15 protein-coding genes and 1 tRNA gene are annotated in these 15066 nt (G+C 71.3%); 14 read left to right on the top strand and 2 right to left on the bottom strand.

The features are described from left to right. Positions 1-197 precede the first annotated feature (197 nt). Positions 198-1181: a Gfo/Idh/MocA family protein gene (locus BKA24_RS14605; protein ID WP_184219837.1), complete on the top strand. Its 984-nt coding sequence runs from the start codon at positions 198-200 to the stop codon at positions 1179-1181. Positions 1182-1194: 13 nt separating this feature from the next. Here the strand turns inward: BKA24_RS14605 and BKA24_RS14600 are convergent, their stop codons facing one another. After that, entirely contained in the window at positions 1195-1806 is a 612-nt protein-coding gene (locus tag BKA24_RS14600) for a DnaJ family domain-containing protein (RefSeq protein ID WP_184219834.1), read from the bottom strand. Positions 1807-1898: 92 nt separating this feature from the next. Here BKA24_RS14600 and BKA24_RS14595 point away from each other — a divergent pair, with 92 nt between their 5' ends. The 12 genes from BKA24_RS14595 (at position 1899) to BKA24_RS14540 (ending at position 13421) form a co-directional block, all read left to right on the top strand. Next, complete coding sequence (locus tag BKA24_RS14595; protein ID WP_184219831.1) at positions 1899-2507, top strand: PadR family transcriptional regulator; 609 nt, start codon at positions 1899-1901, stop codon at positions 2505-2507. After that, a complete protein-coding gene (locus BKA24_RS14590; RefSeq protein WP_184219828.1) occupies positions 2504-3220 on the top strand; it encodes an ABC transporter ATP-binding protein in 717 nt (238 codons plus the stop codon). Before BKA24_RS14595 ends, BKA24_RS14590 begins: the two co-directional genes overlap by 4 nt. Before the next feature lie 106 nt (positions 3221-3326). Continuing rightward, positions 3327-6230 carry an FtsX-like permease family protein gene (locus BKA24_RS14585; protein ID WP_184219825.1) on the top strand — a complete coding sequence of 968 codons (2904 nt, stop codon included), beginning with the start codon at positions 3327-3329 and terminating at the stop codon, positions 6228-6230. 194 nt (positions 6231-6424) lie between these two features. After that, entirely contained in the window at positions 6425-6985 is a 561-nt protein-coding gene (locus BKA24_RS14580; protein WP_184219822.1) for a hypothetical protein, read from the top strand. A gap of 110 nt (positions 6986-7095) precedes the next feature. Then, positions 7096-7938 (top strand): sulfurtransferase, encoded by an 843-nt coding sequence (locus tag BKA24_RS14575; RefSeq protein WP_184219819.1) that lies wholly within the window; start codon positions 7096-7098, stop codon positions 7936-7938. A gap of 26 nt (positions 7939-7964) precedes the next feature. Beyond that, the gene (locus BKA24_RS14570; protein WP_184219815.1) at positions 7965-8999 is read left to right on the top strand and encodes a zinc-binding dehydrogenase; all 1035 of its coding nucleotides are present in this window, start codon (positions 7965-7967) and stop codon (positions 8997-8999) included. Further along, entirely contained in the window at positions 8996-9952 is a 957-nt protein-coding gene (locus BKA24_RS14565) for an aldose epimerase family protein (protein ID WP_184219812.1), read from the top strand. The genes BKA24_RS14570 and BKA24_RS14565 overlap by 4 nt, the downstream gene beginning before the upstream one ends. 34 nt (positions 9953-9986) lie before the next feature. Beyond that, the gene (locus BKA24_RS14560) at positions 9987-11453 is read left to right on the top strand and encodes a serine hydrolase domain-containing protein (protein WP_184219809.1); all 1467 of its coding nucleotides are present in this window, start codon (positions 9987-9989) and stop codon (positions 11451-11453) included. A gap of 169 nt (positions 11454-11622) precedes the next feature. Further along, complete coding sequence (locus BKA24_RS14555; RefSeq protein ID WP_184219806.1) at positions 11623-12267, top strand: asparagine synthase; 645 nt, start codon at positions 11623-11625, stop codon at positions 12265-12267. Positions 12268-12333: 66 nt separating this feature from the next. After that, a tRNA-Arg gene (locus BKA24_RS14550) sits at positions 12334-12406 on the top strand. Between the two features lie 137 nt (positions 12407-12543). Further along, a complete protein-coding gene (locus tag BKA24_RS14545) occupies positions 12544-12984 on the top strand; it encodes a MarR family winged helix-turn-helix transcriptional regulator (protein WP_246367111.1) in 441 nt (146 codons plus the stop codon). Between the two features lie 14 nt (positions 12985-12998). Beyond that, positions 12999-13421 carry an organic hydroperoxide resistance protein gene (locus tag BKA24_RS14540; RefSeq protein ID WP_184219803.1) on the top strand — a complete coding sequence of 141 codons (423 nt, stop codon included), beginning with the start codon at positions 12999-13001 and terminating at the stop codon, positions 13419-13421. Position 13422: 1 nt separating this feature from the next. On the opposite strand, the gene BKA24_RS14535 is transcribed toward BKA24_RS14540, so the two are convergent. Further along, positions 13423-14859: an alpha-amylase family protein gene (locus BKA24_RS14535; RefSeq protein ID WP_184219800.1), complete on the bottom strand. Its 1437-nt coding sequence runs from the start codon at positions 14857-14859 to the stop codon at positions 13423-13425. A 76-nt stretch (positions 14860-14935) separates the two neighbouring features. Between BKA24_RS14535 and BKA24_RS15815 the strand changes: the two genes are divergently transcribed. Further along, positions 14936-15064, top strand: a complete 129-nt coding sequence (locus BKA24_RS15815) for a hypothetical protein (RefSeq protein WP_281385755.1) — start codon at positions 14936-14938, stop codon at positions 15062-15064. The last annotated feature ends 2 nt before the right edge of the window (positions 15065-15066 follow it).

Raw genomic sequence — 15066 nt, 5'->3', positions numbered from 1 at the left:
CAACGGCGGCTCGTCCGTGGGGGGAGGTCCGTGCACAACGGCGGACCGCGCCGTGCGACACGCCGCCAGGCGTCGGCGCTGGCGGCGTGGCATGGCAGCGGATCCGCCGTTGTGCACACCGGCCGGACGGGTGCCGCGTCGCGGCGTCGGATGACGGGTACGCCGGATGCCACGTCGCCGGCCGATAGCGTGGCGGCATGACGTACGCACAGTGGGCGGTCCTCGGGGCCGGCGCGATCAGCTCCGACTTCATCGAAGGGCTGCGGCACTCGAAAACGGGACGGCTTCACGCCGTCGCTGCCCGCGACGCCGAGCGCGCCCGCGAGTTCGCCGGCGTGCACGGGGCGGATGTCTCGGGAACCTACGACCAGATCCTTGCGCGCGACGACGTCGACGCGGTGTACGTCGGCACGGTGCACACGACGCACGTCGACCTCGTTCTCGCTGCCCTGGCCGCGGGCAAGGCGGTGCTGTGCGAGAAGCCGCTCGGCGTGGATGTCGAGCAGACGGATGCCGCGCTCGCGGCGGCCGCAGCGGCAGGACTCCCGCTCGTCGAAGCCTTCAAGTACCGGTTCGGTCCGTTCCCCGACCGGATGCGGGAGCTGGTGGCGACAGGCGCGCTCGGGGAGATCGGGCGGGTGGAGTCCTCGATCGGGTTCGACGCGCCCACCCGCAGCGGTCGGCTCTTCGACCCGGCGACGGCGGGAGGCGCGATCCTCGACGCGGGCTGCTATCCGGTCTCGCTCGCGGTGGGGGTCGCGGCCTGGGCGGGGGAGGACGTGGCATCCGCACGCATCGTGTCGGCCGAGGGGGCGATCGGTGCGACCGGAGTGGACGAGGTGGCGTCTGCGGTCATCGAGATCGGTGCCGTCACTGCACGCGTCCGCACCGCGATCACCGAACAGCTGCCGCGGGTCGCGACGATCATCGGGTCGTCGGCCGTGCTCGAGGTTCCGAACGTCTGGGGGAGCCGGATCGAGAGCACCGGCATTGCGACCCTGCACCGGACCGGCGGCGCCTCGGAACAGGTGGAGACACAGACGGTGCAGCCGATGGGCGCCGAGGCGGACGCGGTGATCCTGGCCCTGCGGGAGGGGCGAAGCGAGGTGCCCGAGATGCCGTGGGTTCAGACGCGAGCGACGGCTCGACTGCTCGCGCAGTGGCGGCGGGCGCTGGGCTGACGCGCCCGGCCGGTCACGACGACCGGCGGCGCCACCACCGTCGCGGCTGTGCGGGCGTCTCCGACGAGGTGGATGCCGCGGCCTGCTCCGTCGCGCGGGCAGTCCGCCGCTCCCGCCACCGTGTCACCTCGGTATCGGGGTCGCGGGTCGGGGTGACGACCGGGGGCCCGCCCTGCAGCTGTCGGCGCGCCTCGACGACGCGCCGGGAGAAGTCGAGCGTGTACTCGCGGACGTCGTCTTCGCGGGTCATGGTGTCGACGTGCGCGTCGAACTCGGCGTGCTCGATGCGCAGGCGAAGTGCCGGAGGGCCGAGGCCGGTGAGCTGCTCGGTGCGGATCTTCCGGCGGATCCACCAGTCGGGATCGTTGGTCGCACCGAGGCCTTCGATGGGTTTGCCGGCCCCGGGTGGGTCGTCGAACTCGCCGCGGCGGATGGCCTGCTGAATGACCGTCTCGACGTACAGGACGCGGTCGTGTGCGGTCGGGGTTCCCGCATGCCCGGTGCCGGAGTCGGCAGGCCGCTCGTCCGAAGGGTTCTCGTCGTCGGTTCCGCCCGAGTCCCGATCGGTGCGGTAGCGGGCCGCGGCAAGGCGGGGATCCTCGCTCCGTCCGCGGTCGTCGGCCATTCATCCAGCGTATGACGGGAGATGCTTGCGCTGGCGTTGCCCGGTATGCATATACTCAGAAAACACATACCCGGTATGCAGCGAGGAGCACGATGTCGGTTCGTTCGAGCCTCTTGGCCATCCTGGATCAGGGCGCCTGCTACGGCTATCAGCTCCGTGCCGAGTTCGACCGACGCACGGGGTCGACCTGGCCGCTGAACGTGGGGCAGATCTACAACACCCTCGAGCGACTGGAGCGCGACGGCCTCGTCGAGAAGGGCGACGTCGACGAGCAGGGGCACGTGTACTGGCAGATCACGGATGCCGGTTCCGCCGAGGTCCGCGAATGGCTGGCGGCTCCGGTCGAGCGAGCTCAGGGCACGCGTGACGAGCTGGCCATCAAGCTCGCCGTCGCGGCTACTCTGCCCGGCGTCGACCTGACGGCGGTGATCCAGACGCAGCGCCGCGCGTCGCTCCGCCAGCTCCAGGAGCTCAACCGGGCGAAGTACGCCGGGGCGAGCCCTGACGGCCCCGAGGAGCTGGCGTGGTCACTGGTCGTCGACTCGATGATCTTCGCGGCGGAGGCGGAGGCGCGCTGGCTCGACCACACCGAGCAGCGACTGGCCCAGCACCCGCGCCGCACGATGGGGCTGGAGCTGTCGACCGAGACACCCAAGCGTGGCCGACCCGCGCGGTCCGAGGCGACGGAGGCCGTGCGATGAGCGTTCCCGTCCTCCAGCTCGTGGGGGTCACCCAGCAGTACGGCGAGGGGGAGACCAGCGTCTCGGCCCTCTCGGGTGTCGACCTCTCCGTCGACAAGGGTGAACTCGTCGCGATCATGGGGGCGTCCGGTTCGGGCAAGTCGACGCTGCTGTCGATCTCGGGCGGTCTCCAGAAGCCCACCACGGGCGAGGTCATCGTCGAGGGGACGTATCTGTCCACGGCATCGGCCCGCGACCTCGCGCAGCTGCGGCGGCGCTCCCTGGGTTTCGTGTTCCAGGACTTCAATCTCATCCCGACCCTCACGGCTCTCGAGAACGTGACGCTGCCGCTGGAGCTCGACGGCTTCCGAGCCCGTGCGGCGCACCGTGCGGGTCGGGATGCTCTTGCCTCGGTGGGGCTCGAGGACAAGCTCGCCTCGTATCCCGACGACCTGTCCGGCGGCCAGCAGCAGCGCGTCGCGATCGCGCGCGCCGTCGTCGGCGGACGCCGCCTGATCCTCGCGGACGAGCCCACCGGGGCCCTCGATTCGGTGACGGGCGAGCAGGTCATGAAGATGCTCCGCGCGCGGGTGGACCAGGGCGCCGCCGGCATCCTCGTGACCCACGAAGCCCGGCACGCCGCGTGGGCGGACCGCATCGTGTTCTTGCGCGACGGCCGGATCGTCGACCAGTCGCAGCGCGCCGGCGCCGACGCGCTGCTGGCGGAGGCGTGATGACGACCTGCAGAACTCCACCGGATCGTGTCGTGGACGGCACATTCGGGCTGTGACGGACGCCGGGGGGGGACGAAGACGGTGGAGTTCTGCAGGGGGATGAGCGATGACTGAAGTGCAGGAGCGGCGTCGGACGGATGCCGCGACGCCAGCGACCCGCGTGAAGCCGCCGAAACGATCGCGCAGCGCGCGGCTGCGGGTGTCGGCACGTATCGCGCGGCGGCAGGTGCGACGCACCTGGGTGTCGTCGCTGCTGATCATGACCCTCATCGCGCTGCCGATCGCGGGCATGGCGGGCGTCGCGGTGTACGTCGACAGCATGATCGGGACTCCCGAGGAGCGGGCCGACGTCGAACTCGGTCGGATGCAGGCGTGGGTGGGGGCGGCCGGCGTCCCCGGTGAGGGCTTCTGGCAGGCGCCCGATCAGGTGTGGATGACCGGATACGGCTCGGACTTCTCCGGTGAGATCCCGGAGGGCGAGTTCCCGACCGATCCGACCTCCGCGCTTCCCGCCGGGACACGCACCGTGGCGATCTCGCAGGGCGAGATCCGGATCGAGACCGCCGAGGGGATGGGTCTGGTCACCGCATGGGGCGGCGCAATCTGGGACGACCGATTCGAGGGGAAGTTCGCGCTGGTCGACGGGCGTGCGCCTGCGGCATCCGACGAGGTCCTCGTCACCGCAGCGACGCTCGACAGGATCGATGGTCGGATCGGCGGAGAGATCGTCCTCGCGGAGTCAGGCGACGCGTACAAGATCACCGGCACGTTCGACGACGCCTCGATGCCGCACGATCGAAGCGGCGTCGCGTTCGTCGACGCCGACCGCTTCGGCACGCCCGCGTGGTACCTGCCCGAGCTCTCGCTCGACTGGCCGGCCGTGCAGGAGCTCAACGAGGCGGGCTTCGTGGCTTACTCGCGCGAGGTGGTCCTCGACCCGCCGGCCTTCTCGCTGCCCGACGGCAACATGTACGTCGACTCTGCGACGCAGCAGCTCTACAGCGTGCTCGCGCTCGCCGCGGGCCTGGGTGCCGGTGGTGTGGCCGCCGCCTACATGGTCGTCATGCTCGCGGGTGCCGCCTTCGCTGTCAGCGCCCGCAGGCAGCAGCGCGCGCTCGCCATCGCGGCCAGCGTCGGTGCGGATGCGAAGGATCTCAGACGCACGGTGCTCCTCCAGGGCACCGTGTTGGGGCTCATCGCCGGCGGCGTGGGGCTCGCCGCCGGCGTGGGGCTCGGAGCGCTCGTCATGGCCCTCACCGACAACGGCTCGGCGACGATGTTCTGGGGCTTCCACGTGCCGTGGCTCCTGCTGGTCGGCATCCTCGTCTTCGCTGTGCTCGTCGGCACCGCTTCGGCTCTCGTCCCGGCACGTGGCGTGGGAAGGTCCGACACGATCAGCGCCCTGCGCGGCGCTCGTCGTCCACAGAAGGTCACGGCGGCCCGCCCGTTGTGGGGATCGTTGCTGATCCTCGTGGGTGTCGCGATCACCGTCGTCTGCGGCATCGCGGCGGGCGCCGTCACGGCGAGCACGACCCTGGCCTACGACTCGCCGCTGCGGTGGCTGCCGTTCGTCGGCATCATCGGCGGACCGATCCTCGCCCAGATCGGGATCATCCTGTCGGGTCGGTGGCTGCTGTGGCTCGCGTCGCGCCTGCTGTCGCGACTCGGGATCGCGGCGCGCATGGCCTCGCGCGACGCCGTCGCCAACGGTGCGCGCACCGTGCCGGCCTTCGCGGCGATCGGCGCCACGGTCTTCGTCGGCGTGTTCGCGATCGGCCTGGGCGTGATGAGTGTCGAGCAGTCCGCGCGCAGCTACATGTACAGCGCGCCGATCGGCACGGCCATCACCACCCTCTACCCCGCCGGGGAAGCGCCCCTCGACGCGGCGACCGCCGGGACGGCCGCAGACGCCGCACGCGATGCGATGGTCGCCGCGGGCGTGGTCGAGACGACGACGGTGTCGCGTCAGGAGGAGTATTGGGCCGAAACCGCCTCGGAGATTCCAGCCGATGCCCTGCGCGCGACCGCGCTCATGCCCGAGCGGGTGTTGCGCGAGCGAGGCGAGGACGCCGCCGGTATGGGGTGGAGCTGGGGTGAGCTGAACGGTCCGCAGAACAACCTGACGGTCGTTCCTGCCGACGGACTCGAGACGGTCCTCGGTGTCCGCGTGAGCGCGGAGGAGCGAGCCGCCTACGAGGGCGGAGCCGCCTTCGTCCTCGACGCCGGGTACGTCACCGACGACACGATCGCCGTCGGCGCGTGGACGGAACGTCAGTGGGTCTTCGGCGGTGCCCCGGAGAACTATCCCATCGACCCTGCGACCCTCGCCAGGGACGACGGAACCGTCTTCGAACCCGAGCCCGCGGAAGACGCCGCCTGGGAGCGCCGGCTCGACGCGATCGTCGTCGACGCGCCGGAATCGGGAGTGACGGTCGCCATCTCGCCGGAGACGGCGGCGGACCTCGGGATCACCGTCGTCGAACGGCACCTCTTCGGACAGTTCGCGGAGCCGCCGACCCAGGACGACATGGACCGGCTCTACGCCCTCGTCGACGGCACCTCGACGGATGAGTACGGCGTCTCCTCCTGGGTCGAGACCGGCCCCTCGGGGGCCGAGAGCTGGCTCATCCCGCTGCTGATCGGCGTCGCCGTGCTCGTCGTCGGAGCGAGCGCCGTCGCCCTCGGCCTCGCCCGCTTCGAGCGTCGACCCGACGATGCGACCCTCGCCGCTGTCGGGGGAACGCGCGGCCTGCGTCGTCGCATCGGCTTCTGGCAGGGGCTCGTCATCGCGGGCTTCGGCACGTTCGCGGGTGCGACCGCCGGCATCCTCCCGCCCATTGGCTTCTGGCTGCAGTCTCAGACCGCGGGGCAGGGCGCGATGGACCTGGCCGACATCCCGTGGTGGCTGCTCGGCACGCTCGTCGTCGCCCTCCCGCTCGGGATCGCCGCCGTCAACTGGCTCGTGTCACCGCGCACCCCGGCACTGACCCGTCGCAACGTCATCGCCTGAGTCCGGCGTTCCGCCGCCGGATCGGCCGAGTCAGGGAACTGCCAGGAATCCGCGACATCCGTGTCAGGGCGGCGATCGCAGCACGCCCAGAAGAGCGGATGCCGCTGAACCGCGGCATCCGTCCAATCCGATCTCCCGCCCCTTCCGGACAACCCATCGTGCGAAAGCCGCACTGAAGGAAGGAAGACAGACTCATGCGTACCAACCTGAAGCGGAACCTCGTCATCGGCTCGACCGGCCTCGCCGCCGTCGCCCTCACCGCGGGCTTCGCCCTGCCGGCGAACGCTGCCGAAACCGAGAACACGACCACCGACACCACCACCGCGACCGAGGGCTTCACCGACTTCCTCGACGCCCAGGACACGCTCCAGACGTGGCTGAGCGACGTCGTCAGCGCGAACGGCAACAGCGGTGGCATCTCCACCGGCGACGTCAACCTCGGTGACGTCTCGACCGGCGACATCGGCTCCGGCAACGACGCACCGATCGGTTCGGGCAACGACGTGACCGCGCCTCTCGGCTCGGGCAACGACACCTCGGTCGACGCTCCCGTCGGCTCGGGCAACGAGGTCGGCTCCGGCAACGACGTCTCCTCGAACGTGGGCGACGTGGGCGCTGAGGTCGGCGACGTCACGAGCGACCTCGGCACGGAGACCGGCGACATCGTCACCGACGTGACGAGCGATGTCGACGACGCCGTGGGCGACGTCTCGTCCGACGTGAACGACCTGGTCGACGGCATCCTCGGCGACTGACCGCTCCAGGATCGGTTCCGATCCGACAGCTTCCCGCACAGCGCCGGAGTCCTCACAGGGCTCCGGCGCTGTCGCGTGAGCGGAACTCGCAGCCGCAATAGGGTCGCCTCATGATCGATGCCCGTCTCATCTCCCCGACCGACCTGACCGAACTCCGCGCGTCCGACGCGCCGCTGACCGTCCTCGACGTCCGCTGGCGGCTCGACCGGCCCGACGGACGGCCGGAGTACGAGGCGGGGCACATTCCCGGCGCGGTCTACGTCAGCCTCGACGACGAGCTCGCCGCCCACGGCGACGCGACCGACGGGCGGCATCCGTTGCCGGCGATCGCTGACCTGCAAACCGCCGCCCGCCGCTGGGGCATCGACAAGGGGGACACGGTCGTGGTCTACGACGACTGGCTCTCGTTCGGCGCGGCGCGCGCCTGGTGGGTGCTGACGGATGCCGGTGTCCCCGACGTCCGCTTGCTCGACGGCGGACTCGCCGCGTGGCGTCAGGCGGGGCTCCCCCTGGCAACGGGGGAGGAGTCGGCGGCACGCGGCGACATCGCGCTCACGCCCGGCCACCGGCGACGCCTCGACATCGACGAGGCCGCCGGTCTTCCCGAGCGCGGCGTGCTTCTGGACGTGCGCGCCCCGGAGCGCTACCGCGGCGAGAGCGAGCCGATCGACCCGCGTGCGGGACACATCCCCGGCGCGAGGAATCTGCCCGTCGGAGGCAACCTCGACGCCGACGGCCGATTCCTTCCCGCGGAGCAGCTGCGCGCGCGGTTCGCCGCGCAGGGCGTCGAAGACGACACCGAGCTGGGCCTGTACTGCGGGTCGGGGGTGTCGGCCGCGCAGGCGGTATTCGCCGCTCGGCTCGCCGGGTTGGCTCCGGCCCTGTACGTGGGATCGTGGAGCCAGTGGTCGAACCACGCGGATCGCCCCGTCGCGACCGGCGACAGCGCGTGACGCGGCATCCGTAGTTGAATCGGATCATGCGAGCTGCGTACATGTACGGTCCCGGCGACGTCCGGGTGATCGACGCCCCCGAACCGCGGATCGAGCAACCGACCGATGCGGTGCTCCGGACGATCGTCGCGTGCGTGTGCGGCAGTGACCTGCACCCGTACCACTCGATGAAGCCGAACACCGCCGGACGATCGATGGGGCACGAGATGGTCGCCGTCGTCGAGGAGATCGGAGCTGACGTGCGCACCGTCGCACCCGGAGACGTCGTCATCGTGCCGTTCGTCTTCTCGTGCGGGGTGTGCGACTTCTGTCGCGAAGGGCTGCAGACCTCGTGCCGGGTCGCCGGCCTGAGTGTCCCCACGGGTGCCGGCGGGGCGCAGGCGCAGTATCGCCGGGCGCCCTTCGCAGACGGGACCCTGTACCGCGTCGACGTGACCGAAGACGACGAGCGGATGCCGGGGCTCCTCACCCTGAGCGACGTGTACGGCACCGGCTGGCATGCCGCCGTGACCGGCGGGGTCCGGGCGGGGAAGGACGTCGTCGTGATCGGCGATGGCGCGGTCGGGCTGCTGGCCGTCCTCTCTGCGCGGCAGCTCGGCGCGGAGCGGATCGTCCTGATGGGTCGGCATCGCGCCCGGACCGACCTCGGTCGTCGCTTCGGTGCGACCGACGTCGTCGCCGAGCGCGGTGAGGACGGGGTCGCGGCGGTCCGCGATCTCACCGGCGGTGACGGCGCGCACGTCGTCGTCGACGCCGTCGGGCACCTGCCGGCGTACGAACAGGCCCTCGGTGTGGTCCGCGCCGGCGGAACCGTCACGCGGGTCGGCGTGCCGCAATACTCCGACGGACCCGTCGGGCGGGTGCAGTTCGAACGCAACGTCACGATCGCCGGCGGTGTGGCGCCGGTGCGTGCCTACATCGACGCCCTGCTGCCGGGGGTGCTGGACGGTACGGTCGATCCCGGGGCCGTGTTCGATCGCGAGCTCCCCCTCGACGACGCCGCCGAGGGCTACCGTCTGATGGACGACCGCGACGCCCTGAAAGTGATGCTCCGCCCGTGACCTCTGCCCCTCCGCCCGCCTCGGGCATCCAGTACTCGCTGCGCTCCGGCGCCTACGAGGCCGTCATCGCCTCGGTCGGCGCGTCGCTGCGCGTGCTGCGCCACGACGGGCGCGACCTCATCCTGTCCTTCGACGCCGACCGGGTGCGCCCCGACTACCGCGGCGCGACGCTCGCGCCGTGGCCGAACCGCATCGTCGGCGGCACCTACACGTTCGCCGGTACGGAGTACGTCACCGCGCTCACCGAGCCCGAACGGTCGCAGGCGCTCCACGGTCTGGCCGCGTGGCTCGACTACGGCGTCGTCGCGCAGAGCGATGACGCCGTCACCCTCGAAGCGGTCATCCAGCCACAGACCGGCTACCCGTGGCGTGTCCGCGTCGAGACGACGTACGCCCTCGGCGCCGACGGGCTGACCCAGACCGTCCGTGCCATCAACCAGAGCGCGACCGACGCCCCCTTCGGCACGGGCCCGCACCCCTACCTCGTCGCCGGACCTGCGCCGCTGGACGAATGGACGCTTCGCCTCCCGGCGGCATCCGTCCTCGAGGTCACCCCCGACCGGCTCAGCCCGGTCGCGCTGCACCCCGTCGCCGACCACGACCCGGAGCGCTTCGACCGCCGCGAGCCGCGTCCGCTGGGCGGGGTCCAGCTCGACCACGCGTTCACCGATCTCGAGACGGATGCCGCGGACGGCGCCGTCCTGCGCCTCACGGATCCGTCCGGCGTCGGCGTGGAGGTCGCCTGGGGTGCGGAGTGCCCGTGGGTGCAGGTGTACACGGGTGACAAGCCCGACGGCGCCGCGAACCCCGACCACCGCACCGGCGTCGCCGTGGAGCCGATGACCTCGGCCCCCGACGCGTTCAACGCCGACCGCTACCCCTACGACACCGGGCTCGTGACACTCGCGCCGGGTGTGGAGTTCGCGGCATCCTGGCGGATCTCGTCATTCTGAGCGGACGCCCGCGCCCGCTTCGTACGATGGGACGATGACGTCGTCGTCCGCTTCCCTGCCCCGGTCCGCTCCGTCCGCGCAGGGGGTGGATGCCGCCGGCGTCGACCGGTTGCTCGACGCGCTCGAGGCGAGCGACCACGAGCTCCACAGCCTCATGGTGCTCCGGCACGGACACGTGGTCGCCGAGGGGTGGTGGGCGCCGTACGCCGCCGACCTGAAGCACCTCGTGTACTCGCTGTCGAAGACATTCACGTCAGCGGCAGCCGGACTCGCGATCTCGGAGGGGCGATTCGGGCTCGACGACCGGATGGTCGACCACTTCCGGGAGCTCGTGCCCGACGGCGTCGACGAGAAGTACGACCGCTACCTCGTACGGCACGCGCTGTCGATGTCGAGCGGCCATGAGCAGGAGACGCTCGACCGCGCGGCGGCGGCATCGCAAGGTGATCTGCTGGCCGGCTTCTTCGCGGTACCGCCCGAACGCGAGCCGGGGACGCTGTTCTGCTACAACCAGCCCACGATCTACGGAGTCGGCCGGCTCGTCGCGAAGACGACGGGTGGCGGCATCCTCGATTATCTGCGTCCGCGATTGCTCGATCCCCTCGGCATCGACGAGGCGCAGTGGATGATGATCGGCGACGTCGAGATGGCGTTCTCCGGGATCCACGTGCGCACCGAATCCCTCGCCAAGACCGGACAGCTCGTGCTCGACCGTGGCCGGTTCGGCGACGCGCAGCTGCTGCCCGAGGCGTGGGTCGCGCAGGCGACGTCGCTGCAGACGGAGAACGACGCCGCGCACCGCGCGCCGGGCGCGGCCGATCCGGTGGACTGGCAGCAGGGGTACGGCTTCCAGTACTGGATGAACCGGCACGGATTCCGCGGCGACGGCGCCTACGGGCAGTTCATCATCGTGTGGCCCGAGCAGGATGCGGTCGTTGTGACCACGGCGGAGACGGTCGACATGCAGGGCCTTCTCGACCTCCTCACGACCCACCTGGTGCCGGCGATGTCCGGTGCCGGGACGACGGAAGCGGATGGCGCGCTCGCCGAGCGCCTCGCAGGGCTCGCGCTGCCGCTCCCCGGCGATGCCGGTGGCACGTTCGAGGGGGCGTTCGACGTCGAGGTCGGGGCGACCGTGCCGGGACCGTTCTCGAGCGGTGGTTCGGTTCCCGGTGCCGAGCGACTCGAGGTGTCGCCGATCGCGGACGGCTGGCTCGCGCGGCTCCGTGGCGACGGGGTCGACGTGACATTGCCGATCGGGCGCGGCGCCTGGGCTGCAGGGGAGTGGCCGGCTCCCGAGGCCGGACTCGATGCGGTGCCGTTTCGCAGCACCGCCGGCGTCGACGCCGACGGCTCGTGGCATGCCGAGCTCCGAATGATCCAGACCCCGCACACCCTGCTCGTCGACATCGAGCCGGGCGGGGTGGCCCGCCTCGCCTGGCGGTACCCGCCGCTACGCGGCGACGGACCGGCCGGGCACGCGCTGCCGCACCGGGCGTGAGCAAGCCAAAGGCCCCCGGGAGTCAGCTCACCGGGGGCCTTCGACGCCTGCCACGCTACGCGCGGGGAGCGTCTCGGCCCACGGCTTGTCGGGCGGGCCGACCGGTGCTAGGAGATGCGCCCTCGGTGCTCAGCCGCCTCCCGCGTAAGATCGATGCCGAGGGGTGAACGTGACGGACAATGAGCGGGTCAAGACCCGGGACGTCGTCGCCGAGGGGCTCTACATCGCGTCCGCGGCGACGCGATTGGCGTTGAAGAACCGCATCCTCGTGCACATCCTCGTCGACGGAGACGACTTCGACCCCGATGCCTTCCTGCCTGACGCCCGGGAAACGCTGCTCGGCTTGGCCGCTGAAGCCGAGGCGGATGCCGCGCGCACCGACCGCGAGCGGAAGGCGGCACGCAACCGCTACTCCGACTCGAGCGGCACGCACGACTACCGGCGTCGCGACGTACGCAACCTGCGTCGGCGCGTGAAGCAGTCGCAGCACGTCGCCCGGGAGCTGCGACTGCGCGCCGCCGACGACGCGGAGCTGCGCAAGCTCGTCGCGGACGCGCGCGAAGCGGCGTGGGGTGAGGTGTCGAAGAACATCGACCGCTCGCTGCGCATCTCGGCCGCGCGTCCCGACCTCGACGCCGACTACGAGCGCATGCGCGGCGCGCGGATGCAGGCCCTCCGCCTCGTCGATCTGCCGAAGCTCCGCGCGCATCGGCGGAGCGTCGCTAAGCAGCAGGCGCTGCGCGCGGAAGGGGTAGAGCCGCCGCCCGTGGAGACCGCCGACCGTGGCGCTGTCGACCTCAGCGAGCTCGAGTAGCCGCGCCGATTTCGGGTCGGGCCGTGCGTGGGGTACTCTGGTCCTCGGCCCTGAAACACGGGCCATGCGCCCGTAGCTCAATGGATAGAGCATCTGACTACGGATCAGAAGGTTAGGGGTTCGAGTCCCTTCGGGCGCACACTGTGTTGAGACAGTCCTGAAAAGCCCCGCTCCGGCGGGGCTTTTCCCGTTGACGCACGCGGGCGGGGAACTGTGGCGCTCGCGTCGTCGCCGTGACAGGTTGTGCGCAACTCAATTGCGTGCAACTCTAGGGGTATGAGCGTGATCGACGACATGGTCTGCTTCGGCATGTACTCGGCCAGCCACGCGTTCGGCCAGGCGTACCGCCGGGTGCTCGCGCCGTGGAAGCTGACCTACCCGCAGTACCTCGTCCTGGTCGCCCTGTGGGATGCCGAGCCTCGAACGGTCTCGGAGTTGGGGGAGCAGCTCTTCCTCGACTCGGGCACGCTGTCGCCGTTGCTGCGCCGCCTCGAGGCCCGTGACCTCGTCGCCCGCACCCGACGCCCCGAGGACGACCGCGTCGTGGAGATCACGCTGACCGCGGCGGGTCGGGAGATGCGCGCCGAGATGCGCGACGTCGGCGTCGAGATCGCCCGCTGCACGGGACTCACCGGCGACGGCGCACGCGCGGTGCTCGACGCCGTACACGCGCTCAACGCCGCCATCAGAGCCAACAACGAGGCCGCGGCCTCCTGAGGAAAGGAACAGTCATGGACGCCATCTACACCGCAGAGGCACTCGCGATCGGCGACGGCCGCAACGGCCACGTCAGCACGCGCGACGGACTGATCGACACCGATGTCCGCATCCCCACCGAGATGGGCGGGCCCGGCGGCGCTCCGAACCCCGAGCTGCTCTTCGCCGCGGGCTACGCGGCGTGCTTCCACAGCGCGCTGCAGTCCGTCGCCCGCGCCGAGAAGGTGAAGCTCGAGGACACGAGCGTCGGCGCCCGGGTGCACATCGGCTCGAACGGGCAGGGCGGGTTCGGCCTCGCCGTCGAGCTCGAGGTCGTCATCCCGCACCTCGACCCGGAGCAGGCGCAGCGGATCGCCGACGCCGCGCACCAGGTCTGCCCCTACTCCAACGCGACGCGCGGCAACATCGACGTCACCGTCCGGGTGGTCGAGGACTGAGTCAGCTCCGCGGGACCACGCGGAGCCAGCGCACCTCGTAGGGTGCGAGCTCCAGGTCCTCCGCGAGGTCGATGCGGATGCCGTCGACGAGGTCTTCGGCATCCGCATCGAATCCCGAGAAGGTCACGGCGGGGATGGATGCCGCGGCGGAGCCGACGTTGGCGATGACGAGGACCACCCCGTCATCGCCGGGGCGCTGGAAGGCCACGATCGATTCGGCGGGCACTTCGAAATCCACCAGGCAGGAGCCGTCGAATTCGGGTGTCGTGTGGCGCACGGCGATCAGCTTGGTGATCGTCTGGAAGACGCGCCCGGCGGCGGATCCGGTGTCGTGGCGAGCCGCGTAGAGGTCGCGAGGCTTCTGACCGCGGTGCAGCCATCGCGGATCGTCTCGCCGTTCCGGGTCGTCGCGGTGGCTGTCGTCGTTGAGCTGCCCGACCTCGTCGCCCAACCACAGCATCGGCACACCGGGAAGGCTCAGGGCGAGGGCGTGCGCCAGGGCGACGCGCGCTTCGGCGTGCGGGTCGTCGTCGCCGAGCCCGGCGAGAGACGCCGTGGTTCCCGCGAGCCCGCCGTCGGCGGCGACACCCCGCCCGGAGCGCTCGTAGAAGGCCGTCAGCGCGTCGCCGTCGCCGGCCCAGTGCACCGCGTCGGCGTCGCGGATCGAGGTGATCCCCGTCGCGCCCGAGCGCCACGACACGGCCCGGCGCAGCGCGGCCGCGTCACCGGTCGCGAGCGCTTCCCACAGCGGTGCCGAACTCTGTGAGGGTGCGAGGACCTGCACGCCGGGCGCGCCGATGGCGAGCACGGCAGACGCGAGCGCGGCGGCATCCGTATCGGAGATGACGAACACCTCGACGCCGCATCCGGCGAGATGCGACACGTCGCGGGCGAAGGTCACGGGGTCGTCGCCGCAGGTCACGTCGACAGCGAGCGAGATCCCGGCCAGGCGCAGGTCGGCGGCCAGGGCGGAGAGGCGGTCCATCGATCCCAGGCCGGGGTCGATGCGGGTGAGGTCGGGGCGACCGTCCGTGCCCGGTGCGAACGGCGAGAGGACGTGGAGGAGTGAGACCCCGAGATGCCGCAGGTACGGGATCTCGTCGCGAAGGCCCGCGAGGTTGCCGGCGTACCGGTCGGCATAGCAGGCCGCGCCCAGCGCGTACCGCGACGACAGCCGCTGCGGATCGGCCGCGCGCTGATCGCCGTGCACCTTGAGGTCGAGCGTGCGCGTGTGCCAGGCCTCGAGGGCGATCTCGACGAGGGCGTCGAGCCGCTCGGCGCCATCGGCTGCCCCGCCGAAGAGGCGCGACGCGGCGCGGTGCAGGTCGGAGAAATGCACCTCAAGCCGTGCGCGGGCCGGGTCACCCGGACGCGTGGCGCTTTCGGTCTGAGCGAGGACGCGGGCCAGATCGTCCTCGACGGTGCCGATGGTGCTCATGGCGGTGGATCCTCCCGAACCCCACACTAGAGGGGAGGCGTGCCGACGGTGGTGTCACGCCACGGAAGGAGCGGGCATGAGTCTCGCGCAGATCGCCCGCTTCGACGGTGCCGGGCTGCTGTTCTTCGACCTCGACGAGTGGCAGGCGTTCATCCGCGACAGCGAGGGCAACACGATCGGATTGATCGCGTTCCAGCGGCCCTGACC

This window comes from Microbacterium marinum (assembly GCF_014204835.1).
GTDB lineage: Bacteria > Actinomycetota > Actinomycetes > Actinomycetales > Microbacteriaceae > Microbacterium > Microbacterium marinum.
This window is presented reverse-complemented; position numbering and strand designations above follow the sequence as displayed.